The 18,750-nt window shown below is 71.7% G+C and carries 17 protein-coding genes; 9 read left to right on the forward strand and 8 right to left on the reverse strand.

Annotation, left to right across the window (positions count from 1 at the left end):
• The first annotated feature begins 45 nt into the window (after positions 1-45).
• From ACK8GG_RS06535 to ACK8GG_RS06550, 4 genes are read left to right on the forward strand one after another with little or no spacing between them, the layout of a single operon-like run.
• The gene (locus ACK8GG_RS06535) at positions 46-858 is read left to right on the forward strand and encodes a dimethylarginine dimethylaminohydrolase family protein (RefSeq protein ID WP_440355830.1); all 813 of its coding nucleotides are present in this window, start codon (positions 46-48) and stop codon (positions 856-858) included.
• Positions 855-1,586 carry a BPL-N domain-containing protein gene (locus ACK8GG_RS06540; RefSeq protein ID WP_440352939.1) on the forward strand — a complete coding sequence of 244 codons (732 nt, stop codon included), beginning with the start codon at positions 855-857 and terminating at the stop codon, positions 1,584-1,586. The genes ACK8GG_RS06535 and ACK8GG_RS06540 overlap by 4 nt, the downstream gene beginning before the upstream one ends.
• Positions 1,583-3,085, forward strand: coding sequence for a heparan-alpha-glucosaminide N-acetyltransferase domain-containing protein (locus ACK8GG_RS06545; protein ID WP_440355831.1), 1,503 nt, complete (start codon positions 1,583-1,585; stop codon positions 3,083-3,085). Before ACK8GG_RS06540 ends, ACK8GG_RS06545 begins: the two co-directional genes overlap by 4 nt.
• A complete protein-coding gene (locus tag ACK8GG_RS06550; RefSeq protein ID WP_440352937.1) occupies positions 3,079-3,861 on the forward strand; it encodes a BPL-N domain-containing protein in 783 nt (260 codons plus the stop codon). The genes ACK8GG_RS06545 and ACK8GG_RS06550 overlap by 7 nt, the downstream gene beginning before the upstream one ends.
• A gap of 142 nt (positions 3,862-4,003) precedes the next feature.
• On the opposite strand, the gene ACK8GG_RS06555 is transcribed toward ACK8GG_RS06550, so the two are convergent.
• Entirely contained in the window at positions 4,004-4,279 is a 276-nt protein-coding gene (locus ACK8GG_RS06555) for a hypothetical protein (RefSeq protein WP_440355832.1), read from the reverse strand.
• A 370-nt stretch (positions 4,280-4,649) separates the two neighbouring features.
• On the opposite strand from ACK8GG_RS06555, the gene ACK8GG_RS06560 reads away from it, so the two are divergent.
• On the forward strand, positions 4,650-5,849 hold the full coding sequence (locus tag ACK8GG_RS06560) for an FAD-dependent oxidoreductase (protein WP_440352935.1): 1,200 nt from the start codon (positions 4,650-4,652) through the stop codon (positions 5,847-5,849).
• Positions 5,850-5,930: 81 nt separating this feature from the next.
• On the opposite strand, the gene ACK8GG_RS06565 is transcribed toward ACK8GG_RS06560, so the two are convergent.
• Positions 5,931-6,965, reverse strand: coding sequence for an LLM class flavin-dependent oxidoreductase (locus ACK8GG_RS06565; RefSeq protein ID WP_440355833.1), 1,035 nt, complete (start codon positions 6,963-6,965; stop codon positions 5,931-5,933).
• A 244-nt stretch (positions 6,966-7,209) separates the two neighbouring features.
• On the opposite strand from ACK8GG_RS06565, the gene ACK8GG_RS06570 reads away from it, so the two are divergent.
• A complete protein-coding gene (locus tag ACK8GG_RS06570; RefSeq protein WP_440348820.1) occupies positions 7,210-7,824 on the forward strand; it encodes a dihydrofolate reductase family protein in 615 nt (204 codons plus the stop codon).
• A 53-nt stretch (positions 7,825-7,877) separates the two neighbouring features.
• Here the strand turns inward: ACK8GG_RS06570 and ACK8GG_RS06575 are convergent, their stop codons facing one another.
• From ACK8GG_RS06575 to ACK8GG_RS06590, 4 genes are read right to left on the reverse strand one after another with little or no spacing between them, the layout of a single operon-like run.
• Entirely contained in the window at positions 7,878-8,906 is a 1,029-nt protein-coding gene (locus ACK8GG_RS06575; RefSeq protein ID WP_440355834.1) for an LLM class F420-dependent oxidoreductase, read from the reverse strand.
• Positions 8,906-10,072 (reverse strand): CaiB/BaiF CoA transferase family protein, encoded by a 1,167-nt coding sequence (locus ACK8GG_RS06580; RefSeq protein WP_440355835.1) that lies wholly within the window; start codon positions 10,070-10,072, stop codon positions 8,906-8,908. Before ACK8GG_RS06580 ends, ACK8GG_RS06575 begins: the two co-directional genes overlap by 1 nt.
• Positions 10,056-12,212 (reverse strand): 3-hydroxyacyl-CoA dehydrogenase NAD-binding domain-containing protein, encoded by a 2,157-nt coding sequence (locus ACK8GG_RS06585; protein WP_440355836.1) that lies wholly within the window; start codon positions 12,210-12,212, stop codon positions 10,056-10,058. The genes ACK8GG_RS06580 and ACK8GG_RS06585 overlap by 17 nt, the downstream gene beginning before the upstream one ends.
• A 10-nt stretch (positions 12,213-12,222) precedes the next feature.
• Entirely contained in the window at positions 12,223-13,440 is a 1,218-nt protein-coding gene (locus ACK8GG_RS06590) for an acetyl-CoA C-acetyltransferase (RefSeq protein WP_440355837.1), read from the reverse strand.
• A 93-nt stretch (positions 13,441-13,533) separates the two neighbouring features.
• Between ACK8GG_RS06590 and ACK8GG_RS06595 the strand changes: the two genes are divergently transcribed.
• Positions 13,534-14,739: a TetR/AcrR family transcriptional regulator gene (locus ACK8GG_RS06595; RefSeq protein WP_440355838.1), complete on the forward strand. Its 1,206-nt coding sequence runs from the start codon at positions 13,534-13,536 to the stop codon at positions 14,737-14,739.
• Here the strand turns inward: ACK8GG_RS06595 and ACK8GG_RS06600 are convergent.
• The gene (locus tag ACK8GG_RS06600) at positions 14,734-15,870 is read right to left on the reverse strand and encodes an acyl-CoA dehydrogenase family protein (protein ID WP_440352929.1); all 1,137 of its coding nucleotides are present in this window, start codon (positions 15,868-15,870) and stop codon (positions 14,734-14,736) included. The genes ACK8GG_RS06595 and ACK8GG_RS06600 overlap by 6 nt on opposite strands.
• A gap of 80 nt (positions 15,871-15,950) precedes the next feature.
• Between ACK8GG_RS06600 and ACK8GG_RS06605 the strand changes: the two genes are divergently transcribed.
• Positions 15,951-17,438 (forward strand): aldehyde dehydrogenase family protein, encoded by a 1,488-nt coding sequence (locus ACK8GG_RS06605; RefSeq protein ID WP_440348827.1) that lies wholly within the window; start codon positions 15,951-15,953, stop codon positions 17,436-17,438.
• Positions 17,439-17,458: 20 nt separating this feature from the next.
• Here the strand turns inward: ACK8GG_RS06605 and ACK8GG_RS06610 are convergent, their stop codons facing one another.
• Complete coding sequence (locus ACK8GG_RS06610) at positions 17,459-18,139, reverse strand: GntR family transcriptional regulator (RefSeq protein ID WP_440348828.1); 681 nt, start codon at positions 18,137-18,139, stop codon at positions 17,459-17,461.
• Between the two features lie 181 nt (positions 18,140-18,320).
• Between ACK8GG_RS06610 and ACK8GG_RS06615 the strand changes: the two genes are divergently transcribed.
• Entirely contained in the window at positions 18,321-18,749 is a 429-nt protein-coding gene (locus tag ACK8GG_RS06615; RefSeq protein ID WP_440348829.1) for a Fur family transcriptional regulator, read from the forward strand.
• Position 18,750: the final 1 nt, after the last annotated feature.

Raw genomic sequence — 18,750 nt, forward strand, 5'->3', positions numbered from 1 at the left:
CGTCGGCGCGGCGGCATTCCGTCCGAACCAAGAGAAAGGACAGCCGTGAACAGGAAACTGCTGGTCTCCGATGCCCGGCACTTCCGCGTCGAGTACGAGATCAACCCGTACATGCACACCGCCGTGCAGCCGGAACCGGGCGCCGCGGTCGCCGAGCACGCGACGATCGTCGCGGCCCACCGTGCGGCGGGGCGCGAGATCCGGACGATGCACTCCGCACCGGAGTGCCCGGACATGGTCTTCACCGCCAACGCCGCGCTGGTCCGCGGCGACTGTGCGGTGCTCGGCCAGCCGCCGCCGGAGCGCAAGGCCGAGATGTCGTACTTCCGCGACTGGCTCACCCGGCACGGCTACGACGTGCTGGAGGCGCCGTACCCGTTCAGCGGTCAGGGTGACGCTCTGGCCTGCGGTGACCTGCTGCTGGCCGGATACGGACAGCGCACCGACCGCCGGATGCACGCGGTCCTGGCGCAGGAGCTGGGCTATCAGGTGGTGCCGCTGCGTACCGTCAGCACCCGCTGGTACGACCTGGACCTGGCGGTGGCCGTCATCGCGCCGTCACGGCTGCTCGCCTACTGCCCCGAGGCCCTCGACGCGCCGAGCCGGGAGCGCCTGCACGACCTCGGCATGGAGTTGATCGAGGTCTGCGTCGAGGAGGCGGAGCGTTTCGCCCTCAACCTGATCAGTGACGGCAGCGTGGTGACCATGACCCGGGGCGCACCCCGGCTGGCCGCAGCACTCGCCGCGCACGGCCTGCGGGTGGTGGAACTGGAGACCACCGAGCTCGCCAAGGGTGGCGGCGGGATCCGCTGCACCGCTCTGACCCTCGACAACCCACTGCCCGGGGAAGCGTCATGACTTCCCGGCCCGACCGGAGCGGGAGTGCGCGGACGGCACGGGTTCCCGGTCAGCAGCGCCGCAGCGGGCAGCCGTCGGCGCTGGTCTACCGGGGACCGGCATCCCTGCCCGGCTGCCCGGAGGCGGTGGCCGCGCTGTTGAGATCCAGCCCCTGGGACTTCGACGTCCGGTACGTCGGCCCGAAAGAGGAGATCTCGCTCTCCCCGCGCGCCCTGGCCGGTGCGACGCTCTACGCGCAGCCCGGCGGGGATGACCTCGACGACGGTTACCGGCACCTGCGCCGGCACCGCGCCGCCATCCGGCACTTCGTCCGGTCGGGTGGCCGCTATCTCGGCTTCTGCCTGGGCGGTTACCTGGCCGGAGCGACTCCCGGATTCGGTTTGCTGCCCGGCGACACCGACCAGTACATCGCCTCGGTCGGCGCGGGTGTCGACACGGCGGGCGACACCCTGGTGAGCGTCCTCTGGCGCAACCGGCCGCGAACGCTGTACTTCCAGGACGGCCCCTACTTCCTGATCCGGCCCGATGCCGAGAGCACCGTGGTGGCCACCTATCCGAACGGGACGATCGCCGCCCTGGTTACCGGGTTCGGGTCGGGCCGGGTGGGCGTGGTCGGACCGCACCCGGAGGCCACCGAGGACTGGTACCGCGACGCCGGACTACCGGTTCCCGCCCCGCTCGGCCTGGATCTGGGCCTCGATCTGCTGGAGGCGGTGATGTCATCATGACCGAGACCACCCTGCGCTCGGCGGGACCGGCCAACGGACCTGTTACGAGGCGACCGGCCACGCCGGGCCGGCGCAGGCGGCTGGTGGGGATCGATGCCGCCCGAGGCATCTCCCTGCTCGGCATGATCATGCTGCACGCGCTCTACGAGGCCGACGCGGCCGGGCAGCCGACGTGGTCGCACACCGCGTTCAGCGGGCGGGCCGCCGCCGCCTTCGCGGTGCTCATCGGGGTCGGGATGACCTTCGCCACCGGCCGTCGGCAGGTCGCGCCCAGAGCCGGCCGACCCCCGGCGACGGCGCTCTGCGTCCGCGCGCTCTGCATCGGTGCGATCGGGCTGGTACTGGGCGAGATCGACGTGATGCTGGATTCGGTGGTGCTCCCCTACATCGGGATGATGATCCTGCTGGCGATCCCGTTGACCTTCCTCCCGACGTGGGCGATCGCCGGCATCGGCGTGGTGATGGCAACCGCGATGCCCGCCGCCGTCCAACTCTGGCAGCCGCACCTGCCCGAGCCGAGCCTCGGCAACATCACGTTCGGGTATCTGGCCGAGTCACCGATGGCTGTGCTGAGCGAACTGACGCTCGTCGGCTTCTACCCGGCGCTGCCGTGGTTGGCCTTTCTCTGCGCCGGCCTGGTGATCGGGCGGCTCGATCTGAACCGGCGACGGACCGCGCTCCTGCTCATCGCTGTCGGCAGCGCCCTCGCGGTCGCCGCCGCCACGGCTTCCTCGCTGCTGCTGCAGCGCTTCGGCGGGCTCGCGCAGATCTGGGCCGCCCGCGAGCGCAGCGGACTGAGCGAGGCGGAGACCACCGAACTGCTCACCTTCGGTGGCAACGGCACCACGCCCACCTCGACGTGGTGGTGGCTCGCGGTCGACGGACGGCACACCGGCACGCCGGTCGACATCGTCGGCAACGCGGGCATCGCCATCGCATTGCTCGGCGTCATGCTGCTCGCCGGCTCACTCACGCATCCGGGCGTCCGCCGGTTGGTCGGCGCCGTGCAGTACCCGCTGGCGGCGGTCGGCAGCCTGACGCTGACCTTCTACGCGGCGCACATCGTGTTCATCAACTCCGACTTCGACAACTACGACGCCACCACCGGCTGCCTGGTGCAGGTGATCGCCGTCCTCGTCATCGGGCTGGCGTGGAAGGCGACGGTGGGACGGGGCCCGCTGGAGGGAATCGTCGTGGTCCTGACCGACTATGCCCGGCAGCAGGCCGTTGCGGCGGCGAACCGGAACCGGGCTGCACCGCTCCCGCCGGCGACCGACGTGGCGACCGTGGCAGCCCTGGCGATGCGTGGGGCGGACGTCCCGGAGCCGGCGGTGGGCGCGCCGGACGGTCCGGAGTTGCGGTCCCGGCCGTCCACGGCGATCGGGACCGCCCGGCCACCGAATGCGGCACAGTACGCCGCGCCACCGGAGCGGACCGGCACGGTCTACCACGCCCACAGCAGCCGCAGCCCGCGACGACGGACAAAGCGCAGATGGTGAACCGGCGGCTCTTCCTGATCGGCGCCACCGTCGTTGCGGCCGGGCTGGCCGGCGCGTCCGGGTACACCGGTTACCGGTTACTCTCCGACGACCGCCCCCTGGCCCTCGTGTACCGGGGGCCAGTCAGCTGCGACGGCTGCTCCGAGACGGTGGCCAAGTTGCTGGAGAACTCGCCGCTGCGGTTCCGGACCGCGTTCTGCGGCCCAGACGAGAAGCGGCAGATCTCGGCGCAGACCCTCGCGGAGGCCGTGGTGTACGCCCAGCCCGGCGGCGGCCAGGTCCGGCCGGCCTGGAACCGGCTGCGCGAGCACGCCGACGACATCCGCGGCTTCGTCCGTGACGGCGGCAACTACCTGGGCTTCTGCCTGGGCGCATACCTCGCCGGCGACGAGCCGGGCTTCGGTCTGCTGCCCGGCATCACCGTCGACGGGTACGTCTACGGCAGCGAATCGAGCGTGCGCGGCACCGGCGACGCGATCATCGAGGTGCGCTGGCGCGGGCAGGAGCGGCACATGTACTTCCAGGACGGCACGCAGTTCCGGCTCTCCGCCGGCACGACCGCCACCGTCCTCGCCACCTACGACACCGGTACGGCCGCCGCCCTGGTGGCGGATTACGGCGCCGGGCGGGTCGGGGTGGTCGGCCCGCATCCGGAGGCGGACCGATCCTGGTACGACGCGGCCGGGCTGACCAACCCGGACGGCATCCGCCCCGACCTCGGTTACGACCTGATCGAGAGCACGGTGCCGGCCTATCCCGGTCCGCCGACGCGCTGACGTGCGTGGCCGGACCGGTGTGGAGGATCGGGCCCACCTCGGCGGCCGCCCGCGTCACTCACGCAAGCCGAGCGCGGTCTGACCTTGGCCAATCAGGACGGGACCGTCGCGGGGCGCCGCGGCACCCGCCTGGCTGGCATGATCACCACCAGGACGCCGCAACCGGTGCACTGACGGGTAGGGCAGACGAAACGTGGGCGCCGACGTGACCGGGTACGCCAGCCTGGGCGGCGTCACCGACCAGCAGCTGATCGCGATCGGCGTCGGCGTCGTTCTGGTCCTGGCGATCCTGGTCAGCCTGACTGCCTTTCTCATCTGGAACCGCCGGCGTCACCGCCGGGACGTGGCGCTCGCCGCCGCCCTCCCGGACGAGGTGATCGACCAGGTCCTGGCTGGCGAACACCACCCATTCGGCCACCCGCCGTCCCCCGCCGCACCGGGATACTTCCCCGCCCCCGGCCCGGTCCCCTACGGCTACCTCGCGGTGCCGGGGCAGTACCCGTACGCGGCAGCACCTGGCCAACCCCCGCCCGGGTACGGACCGCCCTCCGGGTACGGCCCGGCACCGGCACCGGGTCAGCCGCCGCAGGGCTACACCCCGTGGCCGGTTCCCCCGCCTCCGGGCCACGCGGCCGGTCCGGGCCACGTCCCACCCGGCTACGCGCCGCCGCCAGTCCCGGCCCCGTACGGCTACCACCGGTTCGAGTTCAGTGACGTCGGGGCATCGCGGTACCCGCCCGACGTGTGTCAGGCTTCGATGGCAACGCGGCGCCATCGGGGAGGGTCTTGTGAGGACCACTGTCTGTGTCGTCGGCGGTGGACCCGCCGGCCTCGTCCTGGGACTGCTGCTCGCCCGGCAACGGGTGCAGGTCACCGTGCTGGAAAAGCACGCCGACTTCCTCCGCGACTTCCGCGGCGACACCGTTCATCCCTCCACGCTGGACCTGCTCGACGACATCGGGCTCGCCGACCGGATGGCGGGACTACCGGGACGCAGGGCCGCTGCGCTGCGGGTCACCTTCGACGACGGCACCTATACCGTCGCGGACTTCACCCGGCTGCCGGCGCCGCACAACTACCTCTACTTCGTTCCCCAGTGGGACTTCCTGGAGCTGCTCGCGACCGAGGCGGCGACGTACCCGGCCTTCACGCTGCTGCGCTCCACCACCGTCACCGCTCTGCGCCGCGACGCGTCCGGCGCCGTCACCGGCGTCCACGCCACCGGCCCCGAGGGCGAGCTGGAGATCGAGGCGTCGCTCACCGTCGCCTGCGACGGCCGCGATTCGGTGGTACGCCACGCGCTCGGCCTGCGCCCGGTCGACTACGGCGCTCCGATGGACGTGCTCTGGTTCCGCATCTCGCGCCGGCCCGGGGACGGTGACGGCCTGGCCATGCGGGTCGGCTCCGGCGGGCTGCTGCTCGCCATCGACCGCGGCGACTACCACCAGTGCGCGTACGTCATCGCCAAGGGCGGCTACGAGACGGTCCGTGCGGCCGGGTTGGCGGCGCTGCGGGACGAGGTGGCGCGCCGTCACCCCGTCCTCGCCGACCGGGTTGGCGAGCTGGCGACCTGGGACGACGTCAAGCTGCTGACGGTGAAGGTGGACCGGCTGCGGCGCTGGCACGCACCGGGTGTGCTGCTCATCGGCGACGCCGCACACGCCATGTCCCCGATCGGCGGCGTCGGCATCAACCTGGCGGTGCAGGACGCCGCGGCCGCTGCCCGGATGCTGGGCCCGACGCTCGCCGCCGGGCAGCCGGTCACCGAAGCCGACCTCGCCGCCGTACAGAAGCGCCGGCAGCTTCCGACCGTGCTGACCCAGAACGTCCAGCGCGCCGCGCAGCGGCGGGTTGTCGACCCGCTGCTGCGCGCCACCGGCCGCGTCGACGCCCCGGCCCCGATCCGCCTGGCGCAGCGGATCCCGGCGCTGCAGGCCGTCCCCGCCTGGCTGATCGGCATCGGCGTACGCCCCGAACGTGCGCGGTGACCGGCGCCGGACGGACCGGCCGCGCCTCGGGACAGGACCCGGGCAGGACGAACCGGGACATGACCGGACGGGCCGGTGGCGTCAGCCGGCCAGCAGCTTCCGGACCCTCGGGATGACCTCGGTGGCATAGAGCTCGATGGCGGTCATCAGGTGCTCGTGGGGCATCGTGCCGTTGGCGTACTTGAGGTCGAAGCGCTGCAGGCCGAGGGCGCGGACCGTACTCGCGATCTTGCGGGCGACCGTCTCCGGCGAACCGACATGCCAGGCCCCCTCGGCGACGTCGGCCTCGAACCGGGCCCGGGTCATCGGCGGCCAGCCGCGCTCGCGGCCGATCCGGTTGAGCATGTCCCGGGCGTTCGGCCAGAGCAGGTCGACGGCCTCGGCGTCAGTGGCGGCGATGAAGCCCGGCACGTGCGCGGCGATCGGCAGCCGCTCGCGGCCGAACTCGGCGAGCGCCCGGTGGTACAGCTCGGCGTAGGGCGCGAAGCGGGCCGGGTCACCACCGATCACCGCCAGCGACAGCGGGAAGCCGAGCCGCGCGGCCCGGACCACCGACTCCGGGCTGCCGCCGACGCCGACCCAGGTACGGATCCGGCCCGACTCGGTCTTCGGATAGACCTGCTGGCGCGTCAGCGGGGCCCGGACGGTGCCCTGCCAGCTCACCGGTTCCTCGGTGAGCAGCCGCGCCATCAGTTCGAGCTTCTCCTCGAAGAGCCGTTCGTAGTCGGCCAGGTCGTAACCGAAGAGCGGAAACGACTCGGTGAACGAGCCCCGGCCCAGCATGATCTCGGCGCGACCGTCCGAGAGCGCGTCGAGCGTGGCGAACCGCTCGAAGACGCGTACCGGGTCGTCGGAGCTGAGAACGGTGACCGCGGTGCCGAGCCGGATCCGTTCGGTGCGGCCGGCGATCGTGGCGAGCACGATCTCCGGGGCGGTGACCGCGTAGTCGTCGCGGTGGTGCTCACCGAGGCCGATGGCGTCGACGCCGAGCCGGTCGGCGAGGACCGCCTGCTCGACGAGGTTGCGGATCACCTGCGCGTAGGGCAGCCGCTGACGGTCGGCGTCGACCGTGACGTCGCCGAAGCTGTGCAGCCCGAACTCCAGCTCGGTCGCCATGCCGTACCTCCTGACCTCGACGCACCTGACGCCCGGCGCCGGCGGCGGCCGGCACGCACGGCTCGCACCACCCCGAGGCGGACGTGGAAAACCGTACTCCACCTGCTGATCCTGCCCTTGGCACGGGCATACCGGTCGCATACCGCAGCACGACTCACCGCCGACCTGATACAAGGCGGCCGATGAGTCCGCCATGATGCACGGTGTCGCGTCAGACCCGGCACCGACTCGGAGGAAGTCCCAGATGGCGAAAGTTGTCTCCACGCTCTTCATTTCGGCCGACAACGTCGCCGAGATCGACCCGGACTGGCACTTCCCGTACTTCGACGAGAACATGGGCCGCGCCGTCGACGAGGACTACTCGACCGCCGACGTGCTGCTCATCGGCCGTTCGACGTACGACAGCTTCGCCGGCGCCTGGCCCGGGCGGGAGGCCGCCGGCGGGGATGACGCGCCGTTCGCCGCGCGGCTCGGGGACATGCGGAAGGTCGTGGTGTCGCGTCAGCCGCTGACCTTCTCCTGGCGCAACTCGGAACTGATCGACGGTGACCTGCTCGACGCAGTCGCCGCGCTCAAGGCCGACGCGGGCGTCAAGGGAGTCGTGATTCCCGGCTCGATCTCCGTGGTGCAGCAACTGCTCGCCGCGAAGCTGATCGACGAGCTGCGGCTGCTGGTGCACCCGGTGGCGGCGCGCAGGGGCCGCCGGCTCTTCGACGACGGCGACACCCCGTACCACCTCCGGGTGCTGGCCACGGAGGTGTACCCCACCGGCGCCATCCGGGTGATCTACGCACCGGGCGAGGCGCCCGGTGCGGTCGGCTACAACGACGTCAAGGGCCAGGTGCCCGCCGGGCACTGACCGGCGGCGGACCCCGGTGAGCCACACCGGAGTCGGCCGCACCCGTCACCGCTTCACTGGACCAGCTGCTTGAGTGTGGCGATCGCCCCGCGTGGGTCGGGTCCCACCGGCGTGACGTTGAGCATGGTGACACCGGCCTCGCGGAACGCCTGCACCCGGTCGCGCACGTAGCTCTCCGGCCCGATCAGGCTCGTCCGCTCCAGCAGCTCGGCCGGCACCGCGGCGGCGGCCTCGGCGGTGTGGCCGGCCAGGTACAGCTCCTGGATGCGGTCCGCCTCGGCGGCGTAGCCGTACCGGCTGACCAGGTCGTGGTAGAAGTTGCGGCCCTTGGCCCCCATGCCGCCGACGTAGAGCGCGATCAGCGGCCGGGCCAGATCCCGCAGGTGCGTGACGTCCGCTCCGATGGCGACCGGCCCGCCGGCGACCACCTCCAGCGGGCCGAGTTCGGCAGAACGCTTCGCGGCGCCGGCGGCGAGCGCCGGTCCCCACACCTCGGCAGCCTGCTCGGGGATGAAGAGGAACGGCAGCCAGCCGTCGGCCAGCTCGGCGGTCATCCGCACGTTCCTGTCGCCGAGCGCGGCCACGTAGATCGGGATCTGGTCGCGGACCGGACGGGTGAGCATCTTCAGGGGCTTACCGAGCCCGGTGCCCCGCCCGGGCGGCAGGGGCAGCTGGTAGATGCCGTCGTTGGTCAGCCGCTCCCGTCGCCACGCCTGCCGGCAGATACCGATGATCTCCCGGGTGCGCCCGAGTGGACGGTCGTACTCGATGCCGTGCCAGCCCTCGATCACCTGCGGTCCGGAGGCGCCCAGGCCGAGGATGGCCCGCCCGCCGGAGACCGCGTCGAGCCCGGCCGCGGTCTGCGCCAGCAGCGCCGGGGTACGCGAATAGATCGGCAGGATCGCCGAGCCGATCAGCACGCGGCTGGTCCTGGCCGCAAGGTAGCCCATGATGGTGGGCGAGTCGAAGCCGTACGCCTCGGCCACCCAGACCGCGTCCAGGCCGGCCTCCTCCAGGGCCGCGACCGCCTCGACCGCCTCCCTCGGGTCGGCGGCGTAAGCGAGGGTGGTGGAGATGCGCATCAACTGCCTCCTGGGCTCTGGGTGACGGCGGCGGTGTCCAGCCATCGGGGCAGGTACGCGTCCAGCCCCCACTCGCTGAGCACCGATTCGGTGTGAGCGCCCGGATGCGGCGGCGGCCCGGCGACCCGGCCGGGGGTCTGTGAGAAACGGGGCGCCGGCGCGGGCTGGCGGATACCGAACTCGTCCGTGAAGGTTCCGCGCGCGCTCAGATGCGGGTGCTGCGGCGCTTCGCCCAGCGACAGCACCGGCGCCACACAGGCGTCGGTGCCCTCGAAGTGCCGGGCCCACTCCTCGCGGGTACGGCCGGCGAAGACCTCCGCGAAACGGGCCCGCAGTTTCGGCCAGCCGCTGACGTCGTGCTGGGCGGGCAGCTCCTCGCCGTCGAGTCCGAGCAGCCGCAGCAGCTCGGCGTAGAACTGGGGTTCGAGGGCGCCGACGGCCATGTGCTCACCGTCGGCGGTGCCGTAGACGCTGTAGAAGGGCGCGCCGCCGTCGAGCAGGTTGCTGCCCCGCTGCGCCTGCCACAACCCGGCTGCCATCAGGCCGGAGAGGCCGGTGGTCAGGTGGGCGGCGCCGTCGACGATCGCCGCGTCGACCACCTGGCCGCGGCCGGTGCCGCGGGCCACGTGCAGCGCGGCCAGGCAACCCACCACCAGATAGAGCGCCCCGCCACCGAAATCGCCGACAAGGTTGAGCGGAATCTGCGGCGGGCCCTGCGCCGGGCCGACGGGGTGCAGCGCCCCGGCGAGGGCGATGTAGTCGATGTCGTGTCCGGCCGTGTGCGCCAGCGGCCCCTGCTGTCCCCACCCGGTCATCCGGCCGTAGACCAGGGCGGGGTTGCGGGCCAGCGCCGGCTCCGGGCCGACGCCGAGGCGCTCCGCGACGCCGGGACGCCAGCCTTCGACGAGGATGTCGGCCCGCTGCGCCAGCGCCAGCACCACCTCGGCGCCGTGCGCGTGCTTGAGGTCCACCAGGACCGAACGTTTGCCGCGGTTGAGCAGGTCCTTCTCCGGCGGGCCGAACGGGGTGCCGGGGCCGGGCCGGTCCACCCGCACCACGTCGGCGCCGAGGTCGGACAGGAGCATGGTGGCGAAGGGCCCCGGCCCGAGCCCGGCGAGTTCGACGACGCGCAGGCCGGCCAGCGGCCCGTCAGAACTGCTCACCACGGCCGGCCTTCTCCAGGAGCAGCCGCGGGGCGGTGAACCGGTCGCCGTAGCGCTGCCTGAGTTCGGCTGCGCGGGCGATGAAGCCGTCCAGGCCGCCGTCGTACTGGTTGATGTACTGCAGCACACCACCGGTCCAGCCGGGGAAGCCGATGCCCAGGATGGAGCCGACGTTGGCGTCGGCGACCGAGGTGAGCACCCCCTCCTGGAGGCACTTGACCGACTCCAGCGCCTCCACGAAGAGCATCCGTTCCTTGATGTCGGCGAACGGGATCGTGGTGCCGGCGCCGAAGTGCCCGGCGAGACCGGGCCAGAGCCCGGCGCGTCTGCCGGAGTCGTCGTAGTCGTAGAAACCCGCGCCGGAGGAGCGGCCGGGGCGGCCGAACTCGTCGATCATCCGGTCGATCACCTGGTCGGACGGGTGTGGCGTCCAGGTGCCCCCGGCGGCGCGGACCGCCGCGGCGGTCTCCTGCCGGATCCTGCGGGGCAGAGTGAGGGTCAGCTCGTCCATCAGCGACAGCACCGGCGCCGGGTATCCGGCCTGGGCGCTGGCCTGTTCGATGGAGGCGGCGGGGATCCCCTCGCCGAGCATGGCGACGCCCTCGTTGGTGAAGGTGCCGATCACCCGGCTGGTGAAGAAGCCCCGGCTGTCGTTGACCACGATGGGGGTCATGCGGATGCGGGCGACCAGGTCCAGGGCGCGCGCAGCCGTCTCGTCGCTGGTCCGCTCCCCCTTGATGATCTCCACCAGCGGCATCCTGTCCACCGGCGAGAAGAAGTGCAGCCCGATGAAGTCCTCCGGGCGCTTCACCCCGTTGGAGAGCAGGCTGATGGGCAGGGTCGAGGTGTTCGAGGCCAGCAGCGCGTCGGGGGCGACGATCGCCTCGATCTCGCCGAAGACCTTGTGCTTGAGCCCGACATCCTCGAAGACCGCCTCGATCACCACGTCGGCCCCGGCCAGGTCCTGCGGGTTGGCGGTGGGGTGGATGCGCTCCAGCAGGGCGGCCGCCTTCTCCGGCGTGGACCGGCCGCGGGAGACCGCCTTGTCGAGCAGCCGCCGCGAGTAGTCCTTGCCCCGTTCGGCCCCCTCGGCGGTGACGTCCTTGAGGACCACGTCGAGACCGGCCTTGGCGCAGACGTACGCGATGGCGGCGCCCATCATGCCCGCGCCGAGCACCCCGACGCGGTCGATTCGGCGTGGGATGTGCGCCTGCGGCCGGGGCCGGTTGTTGACCTCCTGCATGTCGAAGAAGAACGCCTTGATCATGTTCTTGGCGACCTGGCCGGTCATCAGATTCACCAGGTAGCGGCTCTCGATGGTCAGCGCCGTGTCCACGTCCACCTGCAGGCTCTCGACCGCGGCGGCGAGCACGGCCCGGGGCGCCGGGTAGGGCGCGCCCTTGAGTTCCCTGCGCAGGTGTGCCGGAAAGGACGGGAGCAGCCCGGCCAGCTGCGGCTGGTCCGGTGTCCCGCCCGGGACGCGGTAGCCCTTTGCGTCCCAGGGCTGGCCCGGCTCGGGGCCGCTGAGGATCCACTCCCGGGCCGCCTCCAGCAGCCTGCCGGGCGGCACCACCTCGTGCACCAGGCCGAGCTTCTGCGCGGCTTCGGGCCGGTGCCGCTGCCCCTTGAGCAGCACCTGGGTCAGCGCCGTGGCGAGGCCGAGCATCCGTACGGTGCGCACGATTCCGCCGCCGCCGGGCAGCAGCCCGAGGGTGACCTCCGGCAGGCCGATCTCGGTACGCGGGTCGTCGGCGACGATGCGCCGGTGGCAGGCGAGGGCGATCTCCAGTCCTCCGCCGAGCGCCGAACCGTTGATGGCGGCGACCACGGGGACCCCGAAGGTCTCCAGGCGGCGCAGCAGTCCCTTGGTCCGTTGGATCCGGGCGAACACCTCCTCGGATGTCTCCGGGGTGGCCTGGCGCAGCAGCTCCAGGTCACCGCCGGCGAAGAAGGTCCGCTTGGCGGAGGTGAGGATGACACCGGTGATGTCGTCCCGCTCGGCCACCAGACGACCGACGGTCGCCTCCAGGCTCTCGGAGAAGAGCGCGTTCATGATGTTGACGCTGCGCGTGGGGTCGTCCATGGTGACGGTGACGACGCCCTCGGCGTCGCGCTCCCAGCGCATCATGTTCCGGTCGGTCATCTTCCGCCCCTCACAGCCGCTCGATGATGGTCGCGATGCCCATGCCCCCGCCGACGCAGAGCGTCGCCAGGCCGTACCGCAGCTGCCGGCGCTCCAGCTCGTCCAGGAGCGAACCGAGGATCATCGCGCCGGTCGCGCCGAGTGGGTGCCCCATGGCGATGGCGCCGCCGTTGACGTTCACCCGGTCCAGCGACAGACCCATGTCCTTGACGTAGCGCAGCACCGCGGCGGCGAATGCCTCGTTCATCTCGACGAGGTCGATGTCGTCGATGGAGAGCCCGGCCTTGGCCAGCGCCTTGCGTGAGGCCGGGGCAGGGCCGGTGAGCATGATGGTCGGGTCCGACCCGCTCAGCGCGGTGGCGACGATGCGGCCCCGCGGCGTGAGACCGGCGGCCGCGCCGGCGCGCTCGTTGCCGATCAGCATCAGCGCCGCACCGTCGACGATGCCCGACGAGTTGCCGGCGGTGTGGACGTGGTCGATGCGCTCCACCCAGTGGTAGCGCTGTAATGCGACGGCGTCGAAGCCGCCGCGCTCGCCGATCTCGGCGAAGGAGGCGGGCAGTCCGGCGAGTGTCTCGACGGTGGTGCCGGGGCGGATGTGCTCGTCGCGTTCGAGCACCGCGAGGCCGTTGCGGTCGCGCACCGGGACCACCGACCGGGCGAAGTAGCCGTTGGCCCAGGCCTTGGCGGCGCGCTCCTGGGAGAGCGCGGCGTACCGGTCGACGTCGGCACGGCTGAAGCCCTCGATGGTGGCGATCAGGTCGGCGCCGATGCCCTGGGGCACGAAACCGGTGTCGTAGTTGGTCTCCGGGTCCATCGCCCAGGCGCCACGGTCGGAGCCCATCTTGACCCGCGACATCGATTCGACGCCGCCGGCGAGGAGCAGGTCCTCCCAGCCGGAGCGGACCTTCTGCGCGGCGATGTTGACCGCTTCCAGGCCCGAGGCGCAGAAGCGGTTGAGCTGGACCCCGGCGACGGTGTCGGGGTAGCCGGCGACCAGTGCCGCGGTCTTGGCGATGTCGGCGCCCTGCTCCCCCACCGGTGACACCACGCCGAGCACGATGTCCTCCACCATGGCCGGGTCGAGCCCGCGATGGCGCCGGCGGACCTCGTCGAGCAGCCCCGCGACGAGCGAGACCGGCTTGACCTCGTGCAGCGCGCCGCTGGACTTTCCCCTTCCGCGGGGGGTGCGGATCGCGTCGAACACGTACGCCTCATCGGCTGGCATGTCGTCACCTCCATGCGAATTTTCGTTAACTTTCCAGGGCGGGTCCGGCGCGTGTCAAGATGGGCTACCACATCGGCGGCGAAAGGAACGGGTGTGAGCGCAGGATCAGCCGTTGACACCGGCTCCGCGGCGAAGCGGCCGAAGGATCGAAAGGCGCGGATCGCGCTGGCGGCTGCGGAGTTGTTCTGCGAACGCGGCTACCACAGGGTCGGCATCGACGACATCGCCGCCGTGGTCGGCATCTCCGGGCCGGCGATCTACAACCACTTCCCCAACAAGTACGCCATGCTGCGCCACACCACCCTTGCGCTCTCCGACGCCGTAATGGCCGCCACCGAACTGCCTGCGGGAATCGAGGAACCGTACGAGCGCCTCGACGCCCTCCTCACCGAACTGGCCCGTCTTGGCGTGCAGCGACGCCGCGTCGGCGGGCTCTACCAGTGGGAGGGGCGCTACCTCGAGGCGGAGGACAAGGCGCGGCTGCGCAGCGACAGCCGGACCGTCGTCGAACGCCTCGCCGATCCGCTCACCATGCTGCGACCCGAGGTGGAACCGGCTCAGGCACGCCTGCTCGCCCGAGCGGTGCTGAGCCTCGTCGGCAGCCTCTCCACGCACCGCGCCGCGATCGCGCCGGCGCGCGGGCAGGAACTGCTGCGCGCCGGCGGCTGGCGGCTGCTGCGCGCCGAACCCACCCCCGCCACCGCGCCGGCGCAGCAGCCCACGCCGACGCCTGACGCCGGTCTGCGCCCCCGCCGGGAAACGATCATGGCGGAGGCGGTACGCCTGTTCCACCTGCACGGCTACCACGCGGTCACGATGGACGACATCGCGACGGCGTCGGGCACCCGGGCGTCCAGCCTGTACCGGCATTTCGCCGGCAAGGGCGAACTGCTCGCCGCCGTCTACTACCGGGCGGCCGACCGGGTCGCAGCCACGACCGCGGAGGCGCTCGCGGCCGCGAGCAGCCCCGCCGACGCCCTCAGCCGGCTGGTGGACTCCTATGCGGGCATGGTCTTCGGGCAGAGCGATCTGGTCGCCGTCTATCACGCGGAGAACACCAACCTGCCCGAGGCCGACCGGCACGAACTACGGCGGGCCCAGCGCGCGCACGTCGAGGAGTGGGTCCGGGTGCTCGGCCTGGAACGGCCGGAACTCAGCAGCGGCGACTGCCGGATCCTGGCACACGGTGCGCTCAACCTCATCGCCGATCTCGCCCGCGCGGTCCGCTACGACAACCGTGCCGGCGCCGACCGCATGATCGCCTCGCTCGCCCTCGACCTGCTCACGGCGCCGTCATAGCCCATAGGTCTTGCCGATGATGTCGCGCTGGATCTCGTTGGTGCCGCCGTAGATGGTCGACACGACCGTACGCCGTACGTGCATTTCCATGTCGAACTCACGGGCGTAGCCGTACCCACCCATCATCTGCATGCCCTCCAGCGCCATCCGCTTCGCCGTTTCGGTGACCTTGAGCTTGACCATCGAGGCCTCGCGCGGCAGCATTCGCTGCGGGTCGGCGTCCACCTTGGCCGCCACGTCGTAGACGAGCAGCCGGCTGCATTCGATCTCGGTGGCGAGGTCGGCGATGCGGTGCCGCAGCACCTGGAACGAGCCGACCGGCTTGCCGAACTGTTTGCGCTGCGTGACATAGCCGAGGGTGTCGTCGAAGGCGCGCTGTGCGGAGCCGAGCATGAGGCCACCGAGCATGAGCCGCTCCAGGTTGAGCCCGGCCATCAGCTGCCGCCAGCCGTTGTCGACCTCGCCGACGACGGCGGATTCGGGCAGCAGGCAGTCGGTGAAGAAGAGGTCGTTGACCTCGCGCCCGCCCATGGTCTCGATACCCCGGATCTCCAGGCCCGGCGCGTCGGTGGGAACCATGAACATCGTCATGCCCTGGTGGCCGCCGGGAGCCGCCCCGGTCCGGGCGACCAGGAGGATGTGGTCGGCGATGTGGGCGTTGGAGCACCAGGTCTTCTGCCCGTTGATGACGTAACCGCCGTCCACCCTGGTGGCCCGGCACGACAGGCTCGCGACATCGGATCCGGCCTCCGGCTCGGACATGGCGATCGACTCCACCGCGCCGTTGACGACGCCACCGAGGATGGTCGCCTTCTGCTGCGGGGTGCCGAACCTGGCGTACGCGGCGGCGGCGATCATGGTGGTGGCGAAACCGCCGATCGGCGCCATCCCCCGGGCGGTGTGCTCGAGGAAGAGCATGAGGTCCACCATGCTGCCGCCGGCTCCGCCGTATTCGGGGTCCACATGGACGCCCAGCCAGCCCAGGTCCGCCATCTTCCGGTAGAGCGCGTCGTTGTGCGACTCGGCGCCCCTGCCGGTCAGCGCGTCACGCTGCTCGCGGGTCCCGCACTCCCGCCCGCAGAAGGTCTCGATGGCGGAGACGAACGCCCGCTGTTCTTCGGTGAGGTCCAAGGTTCACACCCTTCACGGAGAGTGGCAGTGGCCGTACGATATCAAATGTCAGATACTTCCACGAGAGCGCGGAGACGCCGATGTCGACCGAAGCGAGCGCGGCCATACTCACCACCCGCAACCCGGCAACCGGCGAGGTCGTCGGCGAGCACCCGATCACCGACGAGGCCGCGGTACACGAAACCGTGGCCCGAGCCCGGCAGGCCGCCTCCTGGTGGGCCGGCCAGGACCCCCGGCAGCGCAGATCGGCCCTGCTGCGCTGGAAGCGGGAGCTGGTCAACGGCAGCATGGAGCTCGCCGCCGTGGTCCGGGCGGAGACCGGCAAGCCCACCGGCGGCGCGCTGTTCGAGATCATGCTCGCCGTGGAGCACCTCGACTGGGCCGCCCGCCGGGCGCCGCGGGTGCTGCGCCGTCGCAAGGTCTCCTCGGGCGTGCTCGCCATGAACCACCTCGGCCTGCTGGAGTACGTTCCGCTCGGCGTCATCGGCGTCATCGGCCCGTGGAACTACCCCGTCTACACCCCGCTTGGCTCGATCTCCTACGCCCTCGCCGCCGGCAACGCGGTCGTGTTCAAGCCGAGCGAGTACACCCCCGGCGTCGCCCGCTGGCTCGCCGAAGCCTGGTCCCGGGCCTGCCCGGAACCGGTCCTGCAGGTGGTGATCGGCGACGGCGCGACCGGTGCCGCGCTGACCCGCTCCGAGGTGGACAAGATCGCCTTCACCGGCTCGGCGGCGACCGCCCGCAAGGTGATGGCCGCCTGCGCGGAACGGCTGACCCCACTGGTCATCGAGGGCGGCGGCAAGGACGCGCTGATCGTGGCCGCCGACGCGGACATCGAGGCGGCGGCCGGCGCCGCGGTCTTCGGCGCGCTGGGCAACGCCGGCCAGACCTGCGCGGGCGTGGAGCGGGTCTACGCCGTCACCGAGGTGTACGACCGGTTTCTCGACGCGGTCAAGGAGAAGACGGCGGCGATCCGGTCAGGCGCCGACGACGCGGCGGCCTACGGGCCGATGACAATGCCCGGCCAGGTCGAGGTGGTACGCCGGCATGTGACCGAGGCGCTGGCCGACGGCGCGGTGGCCGCGGTCGGTGGGCCCGACTCCATCCGGCCGCCCTTCGTGGACCCCATCGTGCTCACCGGGGTCCCCGAGGAGAGCGCCGCGATGCGCGAGGAGACCTTCGGCCCGGTCCTGGTCGTCAACAAGGTCCGCGATGTCGACGAGGCGGTCCAGCGGGCGAACGAGTCACGTTACGGACTGGCGGCGGCGATCTTCACCCGCGACAAGCAGCACGGACTCGCCCTCGCCCGGCGGCTGCGCACCGGGGCCACCTCGGTGAACTCGGTGCTCGGCTTCGCCGCCATCCCCGCACTCCCCTTCGGCGGAGTCGGCGACTCCGGGTTCGGGCGCATCCACGGGGCGGACGGCCTGCGCGAGTTCAGCCGCGCCAAGGCCGTGACCTGGCAACGCCACCGGGCGGCGCTGGACATCATGCGCTTCGATCCCGCGCCGAGGGCGGTCGCGACCGCACTGAAGCTCTTCCGGCTACGGCACGGTCGCGGTCGCTGATCCGGGTGACCGCGCCGCCCTCACGGGACGGCGCCGTTGCCCCACAGGCCGACGTCGTCGAGATGCTTGATCAGCCGCTCGGCGCCGTCGGTGAAGTGGCGGGCCATCGCCGCCCGCGCCGCCTCCGGGTCGCGGGCGGTCAGGGCTGTGAGCAGCGCGTCGTGATCGGAGAGCATGTTGGCCCGCCAGGCCGGGTCGGCGGCGTAGAACCGGTGCGGCGTGTAGCGGGTGGCGGCGTGCAGGAACCGGGCGAGCTTGCGCGATTCGGTGATCCGGTTGATCAGGCGGTGGAAGGCGAACTCCAGCTGTTCGAGTTCGGGCAGGCGCACGTCGCCGACGACCTCGCGCAACCCTTCCTGCAGCCGGCGCAGCTCGGCCAACTGCTCGGTATCGACCCGCCGGGACGCCCGGGCGGCGAGTTCGCCCGCCAGGTTGGCCTGGAGGGCGAAGACGTCCTCGATGTCCTGCCGGGACATCGGCGCCACCAGATAGCCGCGGCGCGGCTGCAGTTCCACCATGTCCTCGCCGCGCAGGGTCAGCAGCGCCTCGCGTACCGGTGTGATGCTGACACCGAGCTGGGCCGCCAGCTCCTCCAGCCGCAGCCGTTCACCGGGTCGCAACTCACCAGCCATGATCAGATCACGGATGTGGGTGGCGACCTCCTCGGACAGCTGCGGCCGGGGGCTGAGCGGCAGGGACATATCGCCACGATATCAAATGTCAAACTCGCCTTCGGCGGACACGTCGTCGATCAGGCCGCGTGTTGCTCGGAGACGATACGCCGACGGCCCCGGGGGCGATTCCCATTCGCTTCCGGTTCCCGTGCAGGGGTGTGAGAACCCTTACTGGAACAATTCCAGAAAACAGGTTTACCCTGGTCACATGAGCGATCCACACCTCGTCGACATGCTTCGCCGGGCCGGGCTACGGGTGACCGAGCCCCGGCTGGCGGTGCTCGCCGAGTTGGCGACCGCACCGCACGCCGACGCCGACAGCGTCCGCGCCGGCGTGCTCGGCCGCGTGGGATCCGTCTCGACCCAGGCCGTCTACAACGTGCTGCACGCGCTGACCGCCGCCGGCCTCCTGCGGCGCGTCGAACCGGCCGGCTCCCCGGCCCGCTACGAGATCGCCACCGGCGACAACCACCACCACCTGGTGTGCCGGGACTGCGGCGAACTCTTCGACGTGCCCTGCGCGGTCGGTGAAGCACCGTGCCTGCGCACCCCCGACGGTCTCGGCTTCGTCGTCGACGAGGCCGAGGTCATCTACTGGGGCCACTGCCCCTCGTGCCTGCCCACCCCTGTTTCATGAA

Origin of the sequence: Melissospora conviva (assembly GCF_049523535.1) — a bacterium.
In the GTDB taxonomy this organism is placed as follows: Bacteria; Actinomycetota; Actinomycetes; order Mycobacteriales; family Micromonosporaceae; genus Melissospora; species Melissospora conviva.

Coding starts and splice junctions, on each gene's coding strand:
- ACK8GG_RS06540 (WP_440352939.1), top strand. CDS start 855: ATGACTTCCCGGCCCGACCGGAGCGGGAGTGCGCGGACGGCACGGGTT.
- ACK8GG_RS06545 (WP_440355831.1), top strand. CDS start 1,583: ATGACCGAGACCACCCTGCGCTCGGCGGGACCGGCCAACGGACCTGTT.
- ACK8GG_RS06550 (WP_440352937.1), top strand. CDS start 3,079: ATGGTGAACCGGCGGCTCTTCCTGATCGGCGCCACCGTCGTTGCGGCC.
- ACK8GG_RS06565 (WP_440355833.1), bottom strand. CDS start 6,965: ATGGCGACCGAGCTGGAGTTCGGGCTGCACAGCTTCGGCGACGTCACG.
- ACK8GG_RS06570 (WP_440348820.1), top strand. CDS start 7,210: ATGGCGAAAGTTGTCTCCACGCTCTTCATTTCGGCCGACAACGTCGCC.
- ACK8GG_RS06575 (WP_440355834.1), bottom strand. CDS start 8,906: ATGCGCATCTCCACCACCCTCGCTTACGCCGCCGACCCGAGGGAGGCG.
- ACK8GG_RS06585 (WP_440355836.1), bottom strand. CDS start 12,212: ATGACCGACCGGAACATGATGCGCTGGGAGCGCGACGCCGAGGGCGTC.
- ACK8GG_RS06590 (WP_440355837.1), bottom strand. CDS start 13,440: ATGCCAGCCGATGAGGCGTACGTGTTCGACGCGATCCGCACCCCCCGC.
- ACK8GG_RS06605 (WP_440348827.1), top strand. CDS start 15,951: ATGTCGACCGAAGCGAGCGCGGCCATACTCACCACCCGCAACCCGGCA.
- ACK8GG_RS06610 (WP_440348828.1), bottom strand. CDS start 18,139: ATGTCCCTGCCGCTCAGCCCCCGGCCGCAGCTGTCCGAGGAGGTCGCC.
- ACK8GG_RS06615 (WP_440348829.1), top strand. CDS start 18,321: ATGAGCGATCCACACCTCGTCGACATGCTTCGCCGGGCCGGGCTACGG.